Source organism: Streptomyces sp. NPDC001220, from assembly GCF_053597895.1.
The window spans coordinates 975,429-995,718 of record NZ_JBSFJE010000001.1 but is presented as its reverse complement, the minus strand read 5'-3'; the positions used below and the strand labels follow the sequence as shown (position 1 = coordinate 995,718).

Here is a 20,290-nt window from a genome sequence, read left to right as displayed (position 1 = left end):
CCGACGTACAACTCGCCCGCGACCCCGACCGGCACCGGCTCCAGCGCCGCATCCAGCACATACGTCCGCATGTTCGGCAACGGCCGGCCGATCGGCAGGACCTCGGCGTCGGTGTCCGTGGGGACGGGGAAGACGGTGGAGCCCACCGATGCCTCCGTCGGACCGTACTCGTTGATCAGCACCGCGTCGGGCTCGAGCGCGCGCCAGCGCTCCAGCGTGGCCCGGGTGAACGCCTCGCCGGCCACGACCAGGACCGGGGCGAGCGCGGCCGCCTGTTCGGCCGTGAGCTGCCGGGCCAGCACGTCCAGGTGTCCGGGGGTGAGCTTGACGAAGCTGTAGGGGCCGGCGGCGGCCAGGTGCTGCCCCAGGTCGGCCAGGTCGACGTCCTGTCCGACCATGTGCACGGTCTGGCCCACGACAAGCGGGGCCCACAGGTTCGGGACGACCAGGTCGAAGGCGACCGAGGAGAACAGCGGAGCACCGCCCGTGCCCCGGGAGGCCAGCTCGCGCGCCGCCCACGCCACATGGTTCGCCAGGCCCCGGTGAGGAACCTCCACGCCCTTGGGGACGCCCGTCGAACCGGAGGTGAAGACGACGTACGCCAGCCCGTCCGGGTCATCCGGGCGCACCGGCGCCGTCGCCGGCAGGGCGGCCAGGGCCTCGGCGTCCGGGAGCTCGGTCAGGGTCAGCACGGCCGCGGCGGCCTCGCGCATGGCGGCGACGCGCGCCACCGGGTAGGACGGGTCGATCGGCACGTACGCTCCGCCCGCCTTCCACACCGCGAGCAGTGCGGTGAGCAGGTCGGGCCCGCGGTCGAGCCGGACCAGGACGCGGGACTCCGCCGTCACGCCGAGGCCGCGCAGATGATGGGCCAGCCGGTTGGCGCGGGCGTCCAGTTCGGCGTAGGAGACGGTGGCACCGGAGTGCTCGACGGCGACGGCGTCCGGGGTACGGGCAGCCTGTTCCTCGAAGCGCTGGAGCACGGAGGCGGACCCTTGCTCGTCCGCCGTGTCGTTCCACTCCACCAACTGCCGGTGCGGTTCGCCCTCCGGCAGGAACGAGGTCCGCGCGTCGCCCTCCGGGTCCGCGGCCATCGCCTCCAGGACCCGGCGCAGCATGTGCGCCAGGCGGTCGGTGCCGGACCGGCTCAGGGTCCGCGGGGCGGCGGTGAGGACGAGGTGGCCGATGCGGGCCGACACGCCGAGCGAGAACTCCGTGGGGCTGTCGTCGATGCTGGCCAGGTAGTCGACCTGATCGTGGTCGACCTGGTCGAAGTCGTGGTAGCTGAACCGGATGTCGACCAGCCGCTCGCCGTCGGCGAGTTCACGCTGGATGACCGGCATCGGGTAGGCGCGGTGCGGCCACAGTTCCACTTCACGGGCGAACACGGCGGCGACCAGCTCGCGCCAGGTGCCGGCCGAGCGGTCGTACGCGAAGGGCAGCGTGTTCAGGTGCATGCCGTAGACCCGGTCGGCGCCGAGCACCTCGGGCCGGGCGTTGCACACCAGACCGGTGAAGAAGCGCTCCTCCTCCGTGAGCATGCTGAGCGTCTTGAGGTGTGCCGCGTGCAGCACGCTCTTGAAGGACGCGCCCGCCTTGGAGGCCAGGGCGCGCAACCGGTCCTCCAGGTCGTGGAAGGGCACGGGCACACGGTGGGGGGCGCCGGTGTCGTCCGGGTCGCCGCGCCATGGGGCGGGCACGGTCAGCCGCGCGTGGCCGTCGACGACCGACTGCCAGTAGGCGCGCGACTCCTCGGAGGCGAGGGCGTCCAGCTCCGCGGCGACGAAGTCGGCGAACCGGACGGCGGGACGCGGGGACCCGGCGGCCTCCCGGCCGTCGCGGATACGGCCGTACTCCTCCAGCATCTCCATGAGGAGGGAGTGGTGGCTCCAGCCGTCCAGGATCGCGTGGAACTCGGTGACGGTGAGCCACCAGCTGGCGTCGCCCGCCACGTGTGCGCTCAGGCGCAGCACCGGCGGCACGGCCAGGTCGAAGGGCTCGGCGCGCTCCTGCCGGACGAACTCCCCCAGATCAGCGAGGAGTTCGTCCTTCGACAGATGTGAGACGTCATGGACGGCCACCGGCAGCTCGGCCGTCGCGTGCACCAGCTGCATCGGCACGGAGTACCCGGTGAGGGCGAACGAGGTGCGCAGCACGTCGTGGCGGGCCGTGATCACCGCGGCGGCCGCGCGCAGCGCCTCGGCGGAGAAAGGCCGGTCGTCACGGATCCGGAACGACGTGGCGTTGTGGTAGGGGCGCCGGCCGTCGTCGGTCAGCATCTCGACGGCCATGCCGAGCTGTACCTGCGACAGCGGGTACGCGTCGACGACCCCCTCGGGCACCCGGGCCACGTCCTCGGCCGTGATCGACGCGAACGGCGCGACCGTGCGGTCCGCGTCGGCCGGCGCCGGACGCCCGGTGACCAGCTCGGCGATCCGGGCGACCGTGCGGTACTCGAACACATCCCGTACGGCGAGGTCGTAGCCGATGGCCCGCAGCCGCCCCACCAGGGTGACGGCACGGATGGAGTGCCCGCCCAGGTCGAAGAAGCCGTCCTCGACACCGACCCGCTCCAGGCCCAGGACGTCCGCCCACACGGCGGCGATACGCTCCTCGGCGACCGTGCGCGGGGCGACGAAGTCCACGGCCCCCAGGGCGTCCTGGCCGGGGGCGGGCAGGGCCCGCTTGTCGAGCTTGCCGTTGGTGGTCAACGGCAGTGCGTCCAGCGCGACGAACGCCGCCGGAACCATGTACTCGGGCAGCTGACCCGTCAGGCGGGAGCGGAGCTCCCCCGGATCCGGGATGTCCTCGCCAGCCGGGGTCACGTACGCGACGAGCCGCTTGTCGCCGGGCGTGTCCTCGCGGACCAGCACGACCGCGTCCCGCACGCGCGGGTGGGCGGCCAGGGCGGCCTCGATCTCGCCGAGCTCGATGCGGAAGCCGCGGATCTTGACCTGGTCGTCGATGCGGCCGAGGAACTCCAGGCTGCCGTCGGCCAGCCGGCGGGCCAGGTCACCGCTTCGGTACAGGCGGGACCCGGGCGGTCCGAACGGGTCGGGCACGAACCGCTCGGCGGTCTGGCGCGGCTGGTTGAGGTAACCGCGGGCCACTCCGGCGCCGCCGACGCAGATCTCGCCGGGCACGCCCAGCGGCACCAGACGGCCGTCCTGGTCCAGCAGGACGACCCGCAGGTCGTCCAGCGGGTGCCCGACCGGGTTGCCCGCCTGCGGATCCAGATCCCGCTCCGTGAGGCGGCGGTAGGTGGTGTGGACGGTGGTCTCGGTGATCCCGTACATGTTGACCAGGGCGGTCCGGTCGAGGCCGAACCGGTCAGCCCACGGCCGCAGTTCGGAGACCTCCAGCTTCTCGCCGCCGAAGACGACCGCGCGCAGGGCCAGGTCCGTGTCGGTGCCGACCAGCGCGCGGAAAGCGGTGGGCGTCTGGTTGAGGAACGTGACCCGTTCGCGCACCAGCAGGCCGAGGAACTCCTCGGGGGAACGCGCGACGGAGTCCGGGACGACGATCAGACGCCCGCCGTACAGCAGGGCTCCCCACATCTCCCAGACGGAGAAGTCGAAGGCATAGCTGTGGAACAGCGTCCACACGTCGGCCGCGTCGAAGGCGAAGTGCTCGCGGCCGCGGTCCATGAGACGGACCACGTTGCCGTGGGTGAGCGCGACCCCCTTCGGCCGGCCGGTCGAACCCGAGGTGTAGATCGTGTAGATCAGGTTCTCCGGGCTGCCCGCGACCGCCGGGTCGGTGTCGGGCTTCCCCGCGATCAGCTCTGCGTCCGCGTCGAGCAGCAGCAGGTCCGAGTCGAACAGCTCGGCGTGGGCGCGGGTGGTGACGACGACCGGTGCCTGGGCGTCCCGCACGATGTAGGCGATCCGGTCCGCGGGGTTTGCCGGGTCCAAGGGGAGATAAGCGGCCCCGGACTTCAGGATGCCGAGCAGTGCGGGGATCAGGTCGGTGCCGCGCTCCAGACTCAGGCCGACCAGGGTCTCCGGGCCGGCTCCCCTGGCGATCAGGGCGTGCGCTATGCGGTTGGCGCGCGCGTTGAGTTCGGCGTACGTCAGGTCCGTGTCGGCGTAGGAGACGGCGACGCGGTCCGGGGTGCGCGCGACCTGCGCCTCGAACAGCTCGTGCACCCGGTGGGTCACCGGACGCGGCTGCCGGGGCGGGCCGGTCAGCAGGGCCCGCTCCGTCTCGCCGATGATCTCCAGCGCGGACAGCGGCGTACCGGGGTCGGCGACGATGCTCGTGAGCAGTCGCAGCAGATGACCGCGGAGCCGCTCCACCGTCGTGCGGTCGAACAGCGCCGTCGCGTATTCCAGGTGACCGCCGAGCGAGCCGTCCGCGCCCTCTCGCAGCTGCAGGTCCAGGTCGAACTTCGCGAACCGGCCCGAGCCCTCGAACGGCGACACCTCGATGCCGGGTAGGTCGAACGTCGCGCTCCGGTCGCCGTGCATGGTGAACGCGACCTGGAACAGCGGGGTGCGCGACAGGTCGCGTTCCGGGGCGAGCGCCTCCACGACCTGGGCGAAGGCCACGTCCTGGTGGTCGTACGCGTCCAGCACCGTGGTGCGAGTGCGGGCCAGCAGCTCGGTGAACGCCGGGTCGCCGGAGAGGTCGCCGCGCAGGACCAGGCTGTTGATTCCGTAGCCGATCACTCGCTGGAGCTCGGGGCGGCCGCGGCCGGAGACCACCGTGCCGACCGCGATGTCCGAACGGCCCGTGTAGCGGGCGAGCAGGGTCTGGAACGCGGCCAGGAACAGCATGAACAGCGTGCTGTCGTGGGCGGCGGCGAGGTCGCGCAGCCGGTTCGCGAGCGCCTCGGGCACGTCGAACGGCACGGCGTCCCCGGCGCCGTCGCGCACCGCCGGACGTGACCGGTCGGCGGGCAGGTCCAGCGGCGCGAGTCCGGCCAGCCGCTCGGTCCAGTGGCCGAGGTGACGCGCGATCACGTCGTTGGTCATCGTCGAGCGCTGCCAGGCCGCGAAGTCGGCGTACTGCAGGTCGAGGGGGGCCGGGGTCGCGCCCGAGTACAGTTCACCCAGCTCCTGGCCGAAGAGTTCGGCGGACCAGGCGTCGCAGGCGATGTGGTGGAACATCACGGCGAGCACGTGCTCGCCGGGGGCGATCCGGATCAGCCGGCCGCGCACCGGCCAGTCGCGGCCGAGGTCGAACGTCCGGGCCAGGTCGGCCTCGACCAGGGTGCGCACGGCGTCGTCGCCGGCCGCCGCCGAGTGTTCCAGGGGCAGCGGCACCGGGGCGTCGACGACCTGGACCGGCTCGTCGCCGTCGAGGACGTAGCGGGTGCGCAGGATCTCGTGCCGCTCCAGCACCCCCTGCCAGGCCCGTTCGAGCGCCTCGGGGTCCAGTGCGCCGCGCAGCCTGAGGACCAGCGGCACCAGGTACTCGGGGCTGTCGGGCTCCAGTCGGCTGAGGAACCACATCTGCTGCTGGCCGTGCGACAGCGGGAGCGGGACGTCCCGGTCGGCGCGGGGAATCCCGGTCCGGCGCCCGGCGGCGCTTCGGTGGCCGGCGAGTCGCCGGCGCAGCAGCTCGGCGCGGAGCGCGTCGGCATCCGTGCCCGAGTCGACGTGCTTCTCCATGTCCCCGGTGCTCATGCCTGGTGCTCCTTGGTCGGCGGGGTGAGGTCGGCCGTGGCAAGGGGGCCGACGGCGTTCAGCAGGTCGTCGTCGGAGAGCGCGGCCACCTCGGCCGTGATGCGCTCCTCGACCGTGGCCGCCAGCTGGGCGACCGTCGGGCCCTCGAAGACGGTGCGGACGGCGAAGTCGATCCCGAACTCCTGCTGGATGTGCGAGATCAGGCGGATCGCGAGGATCGAGTTGCCGCCGATGCGGAAGAAGTTGTCCTGGGCCGAGGCCCGGACGCCGAGCAGTTCGTGCCAGATCTCGGCGATGCGCTCCTCGACGGGCCCGCTGGACGCTACGTACGCCCCGTCGGTGGCCGATGCGGGCTCCGGCAGGGCCCTGCGGTCCACCTTGCCGTTGGCGTTGACGGGCAGGGCCGCCAGGGCGGTGAAGGTCGCCGGGATCATGTACTCGGGCAGCCGTCCCGCGCAGTAAGCGGCGAGGTCGGGCAGCGGGGCGCCCGGCTCGGCCGGCACGGCGTAGCAGGCCAGCGCGGGTTCGCCGGCGGCGGGCCGGTGGACGGTGACCACGGCCTCGCGCACGCCGGGGTGCTGCTCCACCACGGCACGGATCTCGCCGGGTTCGACGCGGTAGCCGCGGATCTTGACCTGGTCGTCGAGACGCCCGAGGAAGGCGACGTTCCCGTCCGGCAGCCGGCGGACCAGGTCCCCGGTGCGATAGAGGCGGGCGCCGGGCCGGCCGCCGTAGGGGTCGGGGACGAACCGCTCGGCCGTGAGGTCGGGGCGGCCCGTGTAACCGCGGGCCACGCCGGTGCCGCCGACGTACAGTTCGCCCGCGACCCCGACCGGGACCGGCCGCAGGCCCGGGTCCAGGACGTACATGGTCATGCCGGGCAGGGGCCGGCCGATCGGCAGCACGTCGGGGACCGGCACCTCCTCGTCCTGCGGCACCGGGTAGACGCTGGTGCCGACGGAGGCCTCGGTCGGGCCGTACTCGTTGATCAGCAGCATGTCCGGGGCCAGCTCCCGCCAGCGCTCCAGCGCGGCTCGGGTGAACGGCTCGCCCGCCACCACCGTGAGCGGGGTCAGCGCGCTCGCCTGGGCCGGGGAGAGCTGGTGCGCCAGGATGTCCAGGTGGCCCGGCGTCAGCTTCAGGAAGCTGAACGGGGCGGCCTCCGCCAAGCGCTTGCCGAGCTCGGACATGTCGGTGTCCTGCGGCAGCAGGAACAGCCGCTGTCCGGTGACCAGCGGTGCCCACAGGTTGGGGACGACCAGGTCGAAGGCGACGGAGGAGAACAGCGCGCCGCCGCCGTAGTCCTGGCCGGCCAGTTCGCGCGCGGCCCACGTCACGTGGTTGGCCAGACTCCGGTGGCCGACCTCGACGCCCTTGGGAACGCCGGTCGAGCCGGAGGTGAACACGACGTACGCGAGCCGCTCCACGACCCTGACCCGGGCGGGCGCGGCGCCGGAGCGCGCGGCGATCTCGTCGGCGTCCGTGTCCACGCACACCACGCGCGTCCCGGGTGCGGAGAACCGCTGCGCGTAGGCGGCGGACGTCACCACCGTCCGCACCCTGGCCGCGTCGCAGATCGCGGCGATGCGCTCCGCCGGGTACGAGGGGTCGATCGGCATATAGGCACCGCTCGCCTTCCACACCGCGAGCAGCGCGGTGACCAGGTCCGGCCCCCGGTCCAGCAGCACCGCGACCCGTGACTCGGCGCCCACGCACCTGGTGCGCAGGTGCTGTGCGAGCCGGTTGGCGGCGGTGTCCAGTTCGCCGTAGCCGACGGTGCGCCCGCCGAAGGCCAGCGCGACGCGCTCCGGACCGCTGCGGGCACAGTCCTCGAACAGGTCCAGGACGGTCTGGTCGCCGGGGAACGGCGGGGCGTCGTTCCCGTCGGCGAGCAGCCGGCGGGACTCCTCCTCCCCGAGCAGGTCGACGGCGCCGAGCGCCCGGCCGGGGTGGCGCGCGACCTGGTCGAGGAGGGTGAGGAAGTGGCCGGCCATGCGCTCCACGGTGGCGCGTTCGAACAGCGAGGCGGCGTACTCCAGAACACCGTCCAGGGCGCCCTCGGGGGTCTGTCGCATGAACAGCGACAGATCGGTCTTGGCCACCTGCCAGGCCTCGGTGAACGCGGTCAGGTCGGCGTCGTGCGTGACGATGCTGGTCACGCCCTCGCTGTGCAGGTCGAAGGCGACCTGGTAGAGCGGCGTGCGGGACAGGTCGCGCTCGGGGTGCAGTTCGTCGACGAGCCGCTCGAAGGGCAGCTCCTGGTGGACGAAGGCCGCACGGGCTGTGTCCCTGACCCGTTCCAGGGCCTCGGCGAAGCTCAGTTCGGCGGTCAGACCGCAGCGCACCACCAGGGAGTTCAGGAAGAAGCCGACCATGTGCTCGGTCTCGGGCCGGGTGCGGCCGGCCACCGGGGTGCCGACCGGCACGTCCCACTGACCGGTGTAGCGGGCCACGAGCGTGGCGTACCCCGTCAGCAGCGTCATGAACGGCGTCGCGCCGTGCGCGCGGCCCAGCTCGGTCAGGGCCGCGGCGGTACTTGCCGGGACCCGGAACGGCACGACCGCTCCGCGCGGGTCGCGGATCGCGGGCCGGGGGCGGTCGGCGGGCAGGTCGACGGGGGCGATGCCGTCGAGGGCGGCCCGCCAGTGGGCCAGCTCGCGTTCGACGGTCTCCTCGGTGAGCCGGGCGTGCTGCCAGGCACCGTAGTCCGCGTACTGCACGGCCAGGGCGGGCAGTTCGGGCTGCCGCCTGACCAGGCGGGCCGCGCAGAGTTCACGCAGCTCGCGCTCAAGCAGCACCGTCGACCACCCGTCGCAGGTGATGTGGTGCAGCGTCAGCAGCAGCAGGTGGTCCTCACCGGGCAGCCGCACCAGCAGCGCCCGCCACAGCGGCCCCTCGGCCAGGTCGAAGCCACGCCCGAACTGCTCCCCGAAGAGCGCGGGCACCTCCTCGCGGGTGGCGTCCGCCACCCGCAGTTCGACACCGGGGGTGCCCGGTGCGTCGATGACCTGGCGCACCTCGCCGCCCTCGGCGACGTAGCGCGTGCGCAGCGGCTCGTGCCGGGCGGCCAGGGCGTCCAGGGCGCCGCTCACGTCCGCGGGCTCCAGCTCGGCGGGCAGCCGCAGGAAGAGCGGGGCGACCCACTCGGGGCTGCCGGGGTGCATCCGGTCCAGGAACCACAGGCGGCCCTGGCCCGAGGACAGCGGCAGCCGCCCGTCGCGCGGCATCGGACGGATGCCGGCTTCCGCACCGGACGTCGTGGCGGCCCCGACCAGCTTCGCCTGCGCCTCGACCGTGGTGGCGGCGAACAGGCCGCGCAGCGAGATCTTCTCGCCCGAGGCGGCGCGCAGCCGCGCGGCCAGCCGGGTCAGCTGCAGAGAGGTGCCGCCCAGGGCGAAGAAGTCGTCGTGGGCTCCGATCCGCTCCCGGCCGAGCAGGTCCGCCCAGACGCCCGCGACGAGTTCCTCCGCCGCGTCGCGCGGGGCCGCGAAGGCGGGCCGGTGCTCGGCGGCGATCTCCTCCGCGCTCGGCAGCGCGGCCCGGTCGACCTTGCCGCTGGGCAGCAGCGGGAAGGCGTCGAGGAGGTGGAAGTAGGCGGGCACATGGCTGTCCGGCAGCCGCCCGGCCAGGAAGACGCGCAGGTCGGCGCTGTCCACGGCGGCACTCGCGGTCAGGTGTGCGGCCAGCCGCGTGCCGCCGTCCTCGGCCCTGTGTGCCGTGACCACGGCGCCGGTGACGGACGGGTAGGCAACGAGGGCGGCCTCGATCTCACCGGGTTCGATCCGGACGCCGTTCACCTTCACCTGGTGGTCGAAGCGCCCGAGGTACTCGAGGGTGCGGTCGGCGCGCCAGCGCACCTGGTCGCCGGTGCGGTAGAGGCGGGCGCCCGGCTCGGTGGCGTAGGGGTCGGGGACGAACCGTTCGGCGGTCAGGTCGGGGCGGCCGGCGTAGCCGCGGGCGACACCGGTGCCGCCGACGTACAGCTCGCCGGGGACACCGACCGGCACGGGGGCGCCGTTCTGGTCGAGCACGAGCACCCGCAGGCCGGGGATGGGACGGCCGATGGGCACCGGTCCGGTCGTCGGGGCGGGGTCGACGAGCTGTGCGGTGACGTCGATGGAGCACTCGGTCGGGCCGTAGGTGTTCCAGACCTCCAGGTCCGCGCCGGCCCGCTCCCGCAGCCGCGCGACGAGCTCCGCGCGCAGGGCCTCGCCCGCGGAGAAAAGCAGCCGCAGCGATCCGCATCGGCCCCAGTCGCCCGCGCCGTTCGCGGCGTCCTCGGGGGTCTCCTCGACGAGCAGGCGCAGCACGGAGGGTACGACCTGCAGCACGGTGACGCCGTGGTCGGCGACCGCGCGCAGCAGTGCGGCCGGGTCGCGCTCGGCGCCCGCCGGGGCGAGCACGACGGTGCCGCCGCTGACCAGGGGGGCGAAGATCTCCCACCCGGCGGCGTCGAAGGCGATGGTGGTCTTCTGCAGCACGCGGTCCGCGGTGCCGAGCGCATGGCGCTCCACGGTCCAGCCGATCCGGTTGGCGATACCCGCGTGGGTGACGGCGACGGCCTTGGGCCTTCCGGTGGAGCCCGAGGTGAAGATGGCGTACGCGACCTGGTCCGGGTCGACGGCGGGCAACGGCGCGGAGGCCTCCGGCTCCGGGACGTCCGGCAGCTCCCCGGGGGCGACGCGCCGGGCGCCGGCCTCGGCGACCGCGGCCTCGAGGTCCGGGCCCGCGAGCACCAGGCCCGCCCCGGAGTCCTGGATCAGACCGGACAGGCGCGCCGACGGCTGCGCGGGGTCGAGCGGGACGTAGGCCGCGCCGGCCCGCCAGACGCCCAGCAGTGCGACCACCAGATCGACACCGCGGGGCAGCCCCACCCCGACCAGCGTCTCGGGTCCCGCCCCCAGGTCTCGCAGGCGGCGGGCCAAGCGTACGGAGGCGCGGCCCAGTTCCTCGTACGTCACCGCCCGTTCGCCGTCCACGACGGCAACGGCGTGGGGCGTGCGGAACGCCTGCTCGGCGAAGCGTTCCGGAAGCAGTTCGGCGTTCACGGCAACTCCTGTCAGGGACCTGGGTGTCGGGCGGGCAGCGCGGGCTTCAGACCGCGGAGGACTCGTGCATGCGGCGGCGCAGACTCAGCGGGCGCATGTCGGTCCACACCTCGGCGATCCGGGCCAGGCACTCCTCACGGGTGCCTTCGGTGCCCTCGGCGTGCCAGCCGGCGGGCAGCTCCCGCCCGACGGGCCACAGCGAGTACTGCTCCTCGTCGTTGAACACCACGCGCTGGCGGGGGCCTTCGGTCTGCTCGGCGGTCATGGGAACTCCTTCATGGATACGGTCGGCGGCCGTGGCCGGGCCGCCGCTCGGGGTGGCGGTGCGACGGATCCGCGCCGGGCGCGGCGCCCGGGCGGTGCTCAGGCGGGCAGGAAGTCGTCGACGCGGACGCCCAGACCGCGCCGTTCGGCCTCCTCGCGCACGAACTCGGCCAGCGCCACGTCCAGGACGCCGAGGCCGAACGGGGAGTAGACGACCGGCCGTTGCGGCTCCCGGCGCAGGGTGGCAGTGCCGCGCAGCAGGGCGCCGATCGGGGCGGCGATGAAGTCCCGGTTTCCGGCGGCCTGCTGGGCGAGGTCGAGGGAGGTGCGCTCGCGGCAGACGTGGTCGGCGTCGTCGACCACGTTGACCGCGCCGAGGATCGCCTCGGCGGTCAGATCCCGCAGCGAGACGTGCAGCACGGTGGTGTCAGGACCGCAGGCGGCGAGGTCCATGTGCGGGGTCGCCGCGGTGGTGGCGAGCGCGACCAGCCGGTGCGCGCCGAGCGCGGCGGCCAGGTCGCTCACCGGGCGGGCCTTGACCCCGGGCACCTCCTCGGCGCAGCGGGCCGCGAACGTCTCGGCGCGCGCGGGGTCCGTGTCGTAGAGGGCGGCCTCGCGCAGGTCGGGCAGCGCCGCCGCGAGGAAGCGCAGGATCTCCAGGTTGATCACGCCGCAGCCGATGAGCAGCACGGAGGGCACAGGTCGCGCCGCGGTGAGTTCCGCGGCGGCGAGCGCGGCGCTCGCCGCGGTGCGCCTGGCGGAGATCACCGCCCCCTCGACGAGCGCGACCGGATGCCCGCTCTCCAGGGAGTTGAGCAGGAGGGCGGCGCTGGCCCGCTCGGTCCCGCGGGCCACGTTGCCGGGGAAAGAGGAGATCCACTTCATTCCCGCGGCCGGCCGCTCGCCGCCGCGGTAGGCGGGCAGGCCGATGATGCGGTCGCGGCTGTGGTGTTCCTCGGGGAAGCGCAGGAACACCGAGTGCGGCAGGGACGTCCGCCCTGCGTCGTGCAGCCGGTACGTGTCGGCGACGAGGTCGATGATCTCCGTCTCCCGGCCGGACAGGACGTCCGTCACGTCGGTGCGTCGGAGAATCAGCATGGGGTTACCTCTCTGCGGGACGGGCGGGACGGAGCCTTTATGGCGGGCTTGACGACGGCCTTGATGACAGGGAGATGGTGGGTTCCGGCGCTATATGCGCCCTATACGGCCCGTACGCCTCGGCGTCGTACGGCCACGCGCCTCAGGGCGCGTCCGACCCCAGCGCGAGAAGGAACTCCAAGTCGTCCCGGGCGACGAGGACGACGTCGGCCACCCTGGTGGCGGGGGCGTCGAGGGAGACGTCGAGCAGGCGGCTCCAGGTCCGCCCGAACCGCTCGACGGTGGCGGCGTCGAACAGGTCGGTGTTGTAGCGCAGCATCGCCCTGAAGCCGCCGGAGTCCTGAAGGATCTCGGTGGTCAGGTCGAGCTGGCCCTCCTGCTGGGGTACGTCGCACAACTCGGCCCGCAGACCGCCGAGCCGTACCGGCCCCTCGTACAGGCCCGCGATCGGCAGCCTGTCGGCGGCGACCAGAGTGCAGGAGATCCGGAACAGAAGGCTGCCCGCCGGGCCGCCCGCCAGCAGTTCGACGGGGTGGCGGGCGTGGGCCAGGCCGGTGCGCAGCTGCCCCTGTGCGGACTCGACGGTCTCCAGTAACGTCGTCGTGGGCGTGAAGCGGCCGGCGACCGGAAGGGCGTTGACGTAGTAGCCGACGGCCTCCCGGGTGCCGGGCGAGAAGCGGGTGGTGACCGGGCAGCCGATGAGGAAGCCGTCGCCGCAGCCGGACCGGTGCAGCGCGGCCTGGAAGGTGCCGAGCAGCCAGGCGAACGGGGTCAGGGAGTGCTGTGCGGAGGTCTCCCGGAGCCGCCGCGTGGTGCGCGGGTCGAGCACCACCTCGTGTGTGGCCCCGTTCAGCGTGCGCTGTGGCGGTCGTGGCCGGTCGGTGGGCAGCGCCGCCGCGTGGAGTCCCTCGCGGACGGCCCGCCAGTACGCGGCCGCCCGGCCTCCGCGCGGTGAGGCCACGTAGTCCCTTTCCGCCCGCACCTGTTCGTCCCAGCCGGTCACCGCTGCGGGTCCGGGCCCCGCGGACTGTCCCGTACGCGCCCCGTACTCGGCAAAGAGGTCACGGACGAGCAGCCACTGCGATGTGGCGTCGCTGACGATGTGGTGGGTGACCGTGACGAGGACCGCGTCGTCGGCGGCCCGGCGCAGCAGTACCGCGCGGAAGGCTCCCGACCGGTCGAGCCGGAAGGGCTCCCGGCCGGCCTGCCCCGCGAGCCGGAACAGCTCGGCCTCGTCGGCCCCCGGGATCTCGCGCACGTCCAGGCGTACCGTCATGGGCGGTTCGACCAGGCGCACGGGGCCGTCGTCGGTGCCGGGGAAGCGGGAGCGCAGCAGTTCGTGGCGGCCCGCGAGCGCGGTCAGCGCGTCCTGAAGGACGTCGGTGCGGACCCGGTCGCGCAGCCGTACGGCGAGCACGACGTTGTACGCGGAACTGTCCGGGTCCAGTTGGTGGGCAAGCCAGAGCGCCTCCTGCCCCGCCGAGATGAGCATGGAGCGTCAGTCCTTCCACAAGTGCGAGACGTCACCGAAGTTCTCCCGCACCCAGGTGTCCGAGTAGATGGTGTCGAGATAGCGGTCGCCGCCGTCGGGAAAGACGAGGACGCAGTTCGAGCCCTCCGGAATGCGGTGCCTGATCTTCCACAGCGCGGCCACGGTCGCCCCGGACGAACCGCCCGCGAGCACCGCTTCCCGGGCGATGAGCCGTCGGCACGCGACGACGCATTCCAGGTCGGATATGTGCACCACCTCGTCGGCCGCGGAGGAGTCCAGCAGCGGTGGCGCCACCGAGGCGCCGTGTCCGGGGATGAGCCGTTGGGTGGACTCCAGCCCGAAGATCGCGCTGCCCATCGCGTCGACGGCCACGACGGTGGTGTTCAGCCCGCGCGCCCGGATGTGGTCGCGGCAGCCGCGCAGGGTGCCGAAGGTGCTGACCGAGCAGAAGAGGTAGTCGACCCGGCCGTCCAGGCTCTCCTCGATCTCCCGCATGGTGGTCTCGTGGGCCTTGGGGTTGAGCAGACTCTCGTACTGGTTGGGCCAGTACGCGTCCGGGATCTGGGCCACGAGCTCCCGCACGCGGCGCAGGCGGACGGGCAGGTACTCACTCGTCTTGTCGTCGCGTTCGGTGACGACCTCGACCTCGGCGCTGAACGCCCTGAGTATGGCGAGGTTCTGCTCGGTGGTCTTGCCGTCCACCACGCAGATGAAGCGCAGACCGAAGTAGCGGCAGATCTGGGCGAGTCCGACGGCCAGATTGCCCGAACTCGACTCGACGATCACGGAGCGACCGGGCTCCACCGCGCCGCTGCGGATCGCGCCGAGCAGCATGCCCAGGGCCGAGCGGTCCTTGATGCTGCCGCCCGGGTTGAATCTCTCGATCTTCCCGAAGACGCGCGAGCCGAAGTGGGGTATCACTCTCTCGAGTCGGACCAGTGGGGTGTTCCCCACGGTCGACAGAATGCCTGGGAACGTCTTCTCGGGCACGGGTCTACCGGGCCAGCTCGGCCGCGAGGTACGCGGTGATCGCCTCGACGGTCGGGTGGTCCCAGGCCATGGTGGGCTCCACGACGAGCCCGTAGTGGTCCTCGACGTCGCCGCAGAGGTTCAGCGCGTACACGGAGTCGAGTCCCATTTCGGTGAGTTGCGCGCCCTCGTCGATGTCGGCCGGCGCGCACTCAACGTAGTAGGCGACGCGGTCGAGCAACCAGGTGCGGATCGCCTCGGGCGAGGCGGTGGCGGACGGGGCAGTGGCTTCGGTCATCGGTCAACTCCCTTGTCGGGTCCGGCCTGTGTGGCGAGCCCGGTACGGAACAGGTCGAAGGTGCGGGCGCCTCGATGCCGTTCGGTGAGTTCCTCGAACAGGGCCTCGACGGCGGGTTCGGGCAGGGGATCGCGGCGCAGGCCGAGTTGTTCGGCGAGCCGCCGCAGCGCCGCGGTGACCCACAGCGGATCGGCGAGGAAGGGATCGTGGGAACCGGCCGCCCGCCACACGCCGAGGCAGGCGGCGGCCGCGAGGAGGAAGACGTATCGCTCGGCCAGCAGGAAGGCGCCTCGTCCTGCCACTGGTGTGCGGTCCCGGGGTGGCAGTGCGCCCGCCCGCCGCGTCAGGTCGGCCAGCCCGTCCGTGAACATGGAGGCGAGTTCGGCGAGTTCGGCGCGCTCCGGTCGGTCGGCCGCCTCCCGGGCAAGCTCGTCGGCGAGCTCCGGGAGCACACCGGCCAGGCTGTCCGCGCCACGGGCGGTCAGTTCCAGCCGGGCGAAGTCAAGTCCGGGCAGCGGGTCATGGAGGCGGAACAGTGTTTCGGGAGCCGCGGGTGCGGAGGGCAGGCGGTCCAGGGCCGGCCGCCAGGCCCGCTCGGCGAGCCGCGGCAGCTGCGGCACGATGTTCGACAAGCACACGGCCCCGCTCGCATGGGCGAGTGCGACCACGGGCAGGTCCCGGGCGGCCTTCTGGAAGCCGGCGTACGGGCCTTCGCGCAGGTAGCTGCGGGCACCCAGCAGCACACCCAGCCGGTACGAGCTGTCCTGCAGCAGTTTCGGCACGAGGTACTTCACGGCCGCCGACCGGACGCTCGCCTCCCCGGGCAGCAGATGCAGCGACCGGGCGGCGACCATGGACAGCGCATCGCAGATCAGCAGGTCGACGAAGGCGTCGGCCAGCACGGAGCGGGGCAGCGGCAGTGCGCTCACCGGCCGCCCGTACAGCCGTCGCTCCCCCGCGAAGGTGAGGACCGCGCGCAGCTGTGCGTCCCCGACGCCGACGACCATGGCCGGCAGCACGCACCGGGTCACCTGGAAGACCTTCAGCACGGTCTCCATGGCGCCGCCCTCCTGGCCGAGCAGCGACTCGGCGGGGACGGCACAGTCGTCGAAGGCAACGGAGCCGAGCAGGCAGCCCCGCACACCCGAGGTGGCGTACCGGGCGGAGCGGTCCGCGTCCTCGGCGGGCAGCGCGTCGAGGTCCACCAGCAGATGCGAGTGGCCGCGGCTGCCCGGCCGATCGTCGGTGCGGGCGAACAGGACGGCGGCCTCGGCCCGGCCGATGTTGTTGACCAGCTGCTTACCCCCGTCGAGGAGGTAACCGCCGCCGGGTGCGGGCCGGGCGGCGAGCGACACGCGGGCGAAGTCGCTGCCGTGGTCGAGCTCGGTGTAGGCGGCGACGATCCGGCCGCCGCCGCACAACAGCTCGGCCGCCTCGCGCTGTTGCTCGGCGTTGCCGTCCGCCCAGACCGGCAGGCCCGCGATGAAGCTGGTGACGCCGTGGCCGATGCCGAGGCTGCAGTCCCGCCGGAACAGGCTCCGCATGAGCAGCGCGAAGCGGTCGGCGCGCGCGAAGCGTCCGCCGAGGGCGGCCGGGACGAACTCGGCCCCGAGCCCGAACGCGGACAGCACCCGCTCCCCTTCGGGCAGCAGCTCCCCGCGCTCGTCGGCATCGAGGACGGCCCGCAGGCCGAGCGGGTTGTCCGGGTCGTCCGGGTCGCCGAGCAGGGCCTCCAGACGGCGGATGCGCTCCAGGGTGGCGTCACCGTCTACCGGTGCCTGGGTCACGCCGGTGGTCAGCAGGTCCGTCATGCCGCGTCCTTCGTCGAACGGGAGGGGGCGGTCGCCGTGCCGCCCGGTGTTGCGCTCTCGGCCAGCGGGCAGTGCAGCAGCGAGAACAGCAGTCCCTGCTCGGCCTGGGCGGACAGCGCGGGCAGCAGACGGTCCAGGGCCGGGCCGTCGGCGTCGTCCAGGTCGGGCACCCGGGTCAGGCGGTGCAGCAGCCGCGCCAGCACGGCGTCCAGCCAGGCGGCGTCCTCCCACAGCAGGCCACGGGCCCGGGCGGTGCCGGTGTTCTCCAGCCACAGGTGCAGGCTCGCCGCACCCGCGTACACCAGGGCGTAACTGCGGGCCGACGCGAACGCGGTCGCGGGCACGGCACGCGCACTGTGCCGATGGGCGGCCATCTCCTCGTGCACCTCGTCCGCGACGGCAAGCAGGGCCCGGGCGCGGTCGCCCACGGAGGGCGGCGCCGCCGCCTGAACCCGGCGCACGGCCTCGGGCAGGGACTGCACGACGCCGGCACCGGAGCGCGCGTACAGGGTGAGCCGGCCGTGGTCGAGGGCGGGCGGCGGTCCGTCGAGCCGGGCGGCCGCGGCGACCCCGTCCAGGTCGGCGAGCCGTCTGCGCCACCCGCGGCAGAGCACGGGGAACTGGTTGATCAGGGAGTTGAGGTTGACGGCCGTACTGCCGTCGAAGATGCCGACGATACGGTGATCCCGCTCCAGCTTCTGGAAGGCGCCGTCGGCGAAGTCCGCCACCAGCATCGCCCGGGCGCCGAGCAGTCCGCGCAGTGCGCCGATCACCTCGTCGCCCAGGGTCGGCACCAGGTATTTGACCGCGGCCGACACCACACTCTGCTCCTCGGTCAAGGTGTGCGCGGAACGGGTCGCGACCAGGCTCACCGCCTCCATGGCCAGCAGGTCGGCGTGGCACTCGGCCAGAGTGCGCGCGGCGTGCGGGAGTTCGGCGAGTGGGCGCCGGTACAGGCGGTGGGTCCGGGCGAAGCCGACCGCGATGCGCAGCGCGTGGTCCGTCATGCCCAGCGACATCGCGGAGCACAGGGTGCGGGTGATCTGGAAGCCCTTGAGGACCGTCTCCAGGCCCTCGCCCTCCCTTCCCACCAGGGCGTCGGCGGGTATCTCGGCGCCGTCGAAGGCGATGCCGCTGATGTCCGCGCCCCGCACGCCGTGCGTCGGCACGTGCGGCAGCGGGCCCCAACTGCCTTGGGCCAAGCGGGCCTTGTCGACCAGGAAGAGGCTGAAGCCGCGGCTGCCTCCCTGCGGACTCGTGCGGGCCAGGACGCAGACGAGATCGGCCCGTGTCGCGTTGTTGATGAGCCACTTCTCGCCGTCGAGCCGCCAGCCGCGCTCGGTGCGTTCGGCCCGCAGCCCGCCGGCCAGCAGGTCGCTGCCATGGGCCTGTTCGGTGAGCGCCAGGGAGACCACGGCACCCTGGTTGATCCGCTCGGCCAGCACTTCGGCCTGCTCCTTGCGACCCGCCACCCAGACGGACACGGCACCCAGATAGGTCTTGGCATGGGCGAGGGCGGAGGTGAAGTCGCGGCGGGAAAGGATCCTGATCAGCTGCGACAACTCCTCGCTGCCGCGCAGCTCGCCCCCGTGTTCGGCGGGCACGAACCAGCGCGGCACCCCGAGCGCGTCCAGCTCCCGGCAGACGGCATCGGGGAACGCCTCCGTCCGGTCGAGCTCCGCGACCCGCCGGTAGGAGAACTCCCGGCGTTCGTCATGCGGGTCGCCAAGACGCGCCTCCAGCTCCCTGGCCAGGGCCAGCGGGTCCCAGTCCGCACCGGCCGGCGTGGGCGGCACGGTCAGCTCGTACCCGGGGCCGGCAGGGCCAGGGCCTGTCGCACGGAAGGCGGCACGCAGCTCGGCGGACAACTCCTCGCGGAGCGAAGCCAGTTCGCCGCTCTCGAACAACGTCCGCAGCTGTGTGCGCCGGATCTTGCCGCTCGTGGTGCGGATGATCCGTCCCGGCCTGACCAGGACGACACCGCCGATCCGGACCCCGAGGCGCCGGGCGAGCCCGGCCCGCGCGGTGCGGGCCAGAGCGGTCAGTTCGCCGGCGGAGCGGCCGCGGCCGCGTACCTCCTGCACCGCCACGATCTCCTCGGCACCGCCGTCGCCGGGCCGGCACGCGAAGACGGCGGCGGGCAGCTCGGCGAAGGCCTCGTCGACATCGCGCAGTTCGCGCTCGATGTCGTGCGGATACAGGTTCCGCCCGCGCACGATGATCATTTCCTTGATGCGGCCGGTGACGTACAGCTGCCCGGAGCGCAGCGCCCCCAGGTCGCCGGTGCGCAGGAAGGGTCCGTGACCGTCGGCGGTCATCGCGTGGAAGGCCCGCTCGGTCTCTTCGGGCCGGTTCCAGTACCCGAGGGCGACGCTGCCGCCCCGGATCCAGATCTCACCGACCCTCCCCTCGGGCAGCTCGGTCCCGGTCGCGGCGTCCACGACACGCACATCGAGGTCGCGCACCACACCGCTGCTGGCCAGCTGCCGCACCGCCGCCCCCGGCCGGGCTTCGGCCAGCTCGTCGCGGGCCAGGGCCGCGGAGTCGGCGCGCAGGACGGTCGGCGGCTCGTCGGCCGGTGTGCCCGAGACGTAGAGCGTGGCCTCGGCGAGTCCGTAGCCGGGAAGCAGGGACCTCGCCGAGAAGCCCGCGTCCGCGAAGCGCTCCGCGAAGCGGTTCAGGGTCGCGGCGTCGACCGGCTCGGCCCCGTTGCACGCGTACGTCCAGCGGGACAGGTCGAGCCCCGCGGTCTGCTCCTCGGTGAGGTGCCGCGCGCACAGGTCGTAGGCGAAGTTCGGGGCGCAGCTGATCTGGGCACCGTGCCGGTCGATCAGCCGCAGCCAGGAGACCGGGTGCTTGAGGAAGTCGGTGGGTGGCATCAGCACGGCGGTGCCGCCCAGGTGGAGCGGGGCGAGCATCATCGCGATGAGTCCCATGTCGTGGTGGGCGGGCAGCCAGCTGCACCAGGTCATGCCGCCGTGCCAGCCGTGGCTGTCGCGCATCAGCCGCAGGTTGTGCACGAGCGCGCCGTGCTGGACCATCACGCCCTTCGGATCGCTGGTGGAGCCGGAGGTGTACTGCAGGAAGCACAGCGTTCCCGGTTCCACGGGGTGTTCGGCCCAGGCCCCGGCGTCGCCCGCGCGCTCGGCCGTCTCCACCGTGGCCACGGCCAGTGCCGGCGGCTCGGCCCGGTCGGCCTCCAGCCAGCGGGTCACGGCAGGCAGCCCCGCCTCGTCGGTCAGCAGCAGCCGGGCCCCGGTGTCGGCGGCGATCGCCGAGGTACGCGACTCCTGGCGCCCGAACCCGCCGGGCAGGGGCACCGGCACCGGCACCGCTCCCGCGTAGAGGCAGGCGAGGAAGGCACGGACGAACCCGGTGCCCGGGCCGCAGCAGACCAGTACCCGCTCGCCGGGCGCCGTCCGCCGCCCGAGCCACTGCGCCGAGGCCCTGGCCAGGTGGTCGAGTTCGCCGTACGACAGGTCCTCCTCGGTCCGTCCGGCGAAGCGGACGGCGCTGTGCGCGGGCTCCTGTGCGGCCCTGCGGCGCAGCGCGCTGACGAAGCTCTCGAAGTCGGTCACCCCAATTACTCACCCTCTGCGGCCTGTCGGGCCGCGTTCGCACAGCAGCGGTACGGGCGTCAGCCAACCGGCGTCCGCTATGCGGCTCCTATACGCGGTCTT

9 protein-coding genes are annotated in these 20,290 nt (G+C 73.3%); all 9 read right to left on the bottom strand.

Translation table 11 applies throughout. The features are described 5' to 3' along the window. Positions 1-5,630 (bottom strand): amino acid adenylation domain-containing protein (locus ACWDGI_RS04615; RefSeq protein ID WP_450755235.1); only part of this gene is annotated, 5,630 nt, incomplete at its 3' end. Beyond that, positions 5,627-10,678, bottom strand: coding sequence for an amino acid adenylation domain-containing protein (locus tag ACWDGI_RS04610; RefSeq protein WP_450755233.1), 5,052 nt, complete (start codon positions 10,676-10,678; stop codon positions 5,627-5,629). The genes ACWDGI_RS04615 and ACWDGI_RS04610, both read right to left, overlap by 4 nt. A 46-nt stretch (positions 10,679-10,724) precedes the next feature. Beyond that, positions 10,725-10,943, bottom strand: a complete 219-nt coding sequence (locus ACWDGI_RS04605) for an MbtH family protein (protein WP_450755231.1) — start codon at positions 10,941-10,943, stop codon at positions 10,725-10,727. 98 nt (positions 10,944-11,041) lie between these two features. Beyond that, entirely contained in the window at positions 11,042-12,040 is a 999-nt protein-coding gene (gene sbnB, locus ACWDGI_RS04600; RefSeq protein ID WP_450755230.1) for a 2,3-diaminopropionate biosynthesis protein SbnB, read from the bottom strand. 142 nt (positions 12,041-12,182) lie between these two features. Then, positions 12,183-13,532 carry a condensation domain-containing protein gene (locus ACWDGI_RS04595; RefSeq protein WP_450755228.1) on the bottom strand — a complete coding sequence of 450 codons (1,350 nt, stop codon included), beginning with the start codon at positions 13,530-13,532 and terminating at the stop codon, positions 12,183-12,185. Positions 13,533-13,538: 6 nt separating this feature from the next. Further along, positions 13,539-14,486 carry a 2,3-diaminopropionate biosynthesis protein SbnA gene (gene sbnA, locus ACWDGI_RS04590; RefSeq protein WP_450755226.1) on the bottom strand — a complete coding sequence of 316 codons (948 nt, stop codon included), beginning with the start codon at positions 14,484-14,486 and terminating at the stop codon, positions 13,539-13,541. A gap of 40 nt (positions 14,487-14,526) precedes the next feature. Beyond that, complete coding sequence (locus tag ACWDGI_RS04585) at positions 14,527-14,799, bottom strand: acyl carrier protein (RefSeq protein WP_450755224.1); 273 nt, start codon at positions 14,797-14,799, stop codon at positions 14,527-14,529. After that, positions 14,796-16,610 carry an acyl-CoA dehydrogenase gene (locus tag ACWDGI_RS04580; RefSeq protein ID WP_450755222.1) on the bottom strand — a complete coding sequence of 605 codons (1,815 nt, stop codon included), beginning with the start codon at positions 16,608-16,610 and terminating at the stop codon, positions 14,796-14,798. Before ACWDGI_RS04580 ends, ACWDGI_RS04585 begins: the two co-directional genes overlap by 4 nt. Further along, positions 16,607-20,188 (bottom strand): AMP-binding protein, encoded by a 3,582-nt coding sequence (locus ACWDGI_RS04575; RefSeq protein WP_450755220.1) that lies wholly within the window; start codon positions 20,186-20,188, stop codon positions 16,607-16,609. The genes ACWDGI_RS04580 and ACWDGI_RS04575 overlap by 4 nt, the downstream gene beginning before the upstream one ends. Positions 20,189-20,290: the final 102 nt, after the last annotated feature.

Excerpts from the sequence above, each read along its gene's own strand:
- ACWDGI_RS04605 (WP_450755231.1), bottom strand. The coding sequence starts at position 10,943 with ATGACCGCCGAGCAGACCGAAGGCCCCCGCCAGCGCGTGGTGTTCAAC.
- sbnB (WP_450755230.1), bottom strand. The coding sequence starts at position 12,040 with ATGCTGATTCTCCGACGCACCGACGTGACGGACGTCCTGTCCGGCCGG.
- ACWDGI_RS04595 (WP_450755228.1), bottom strand. The coding sequence starts at position 13,532 with ATGCTCATCTCGGCGGGGCAGGAGGCGCTCTGGCTTGCCCACCAACTG.
- ACWDGI_RS04585 (WP_450755224.1), bottom strand. The coding sequence starts at position 14,799 with ATGACCGAAGCCACTGCCCCGTCCGCCACCGCCTCGCCCGAGGCGATC.
- ACWDGI_RS04580 (WP_450755222.1), bottom strand. The coding sequence starts at position 16,610 with ATGACGGACCTGCTGACCACCGGCGTGACCCAGGCACCGGTAGACGGT.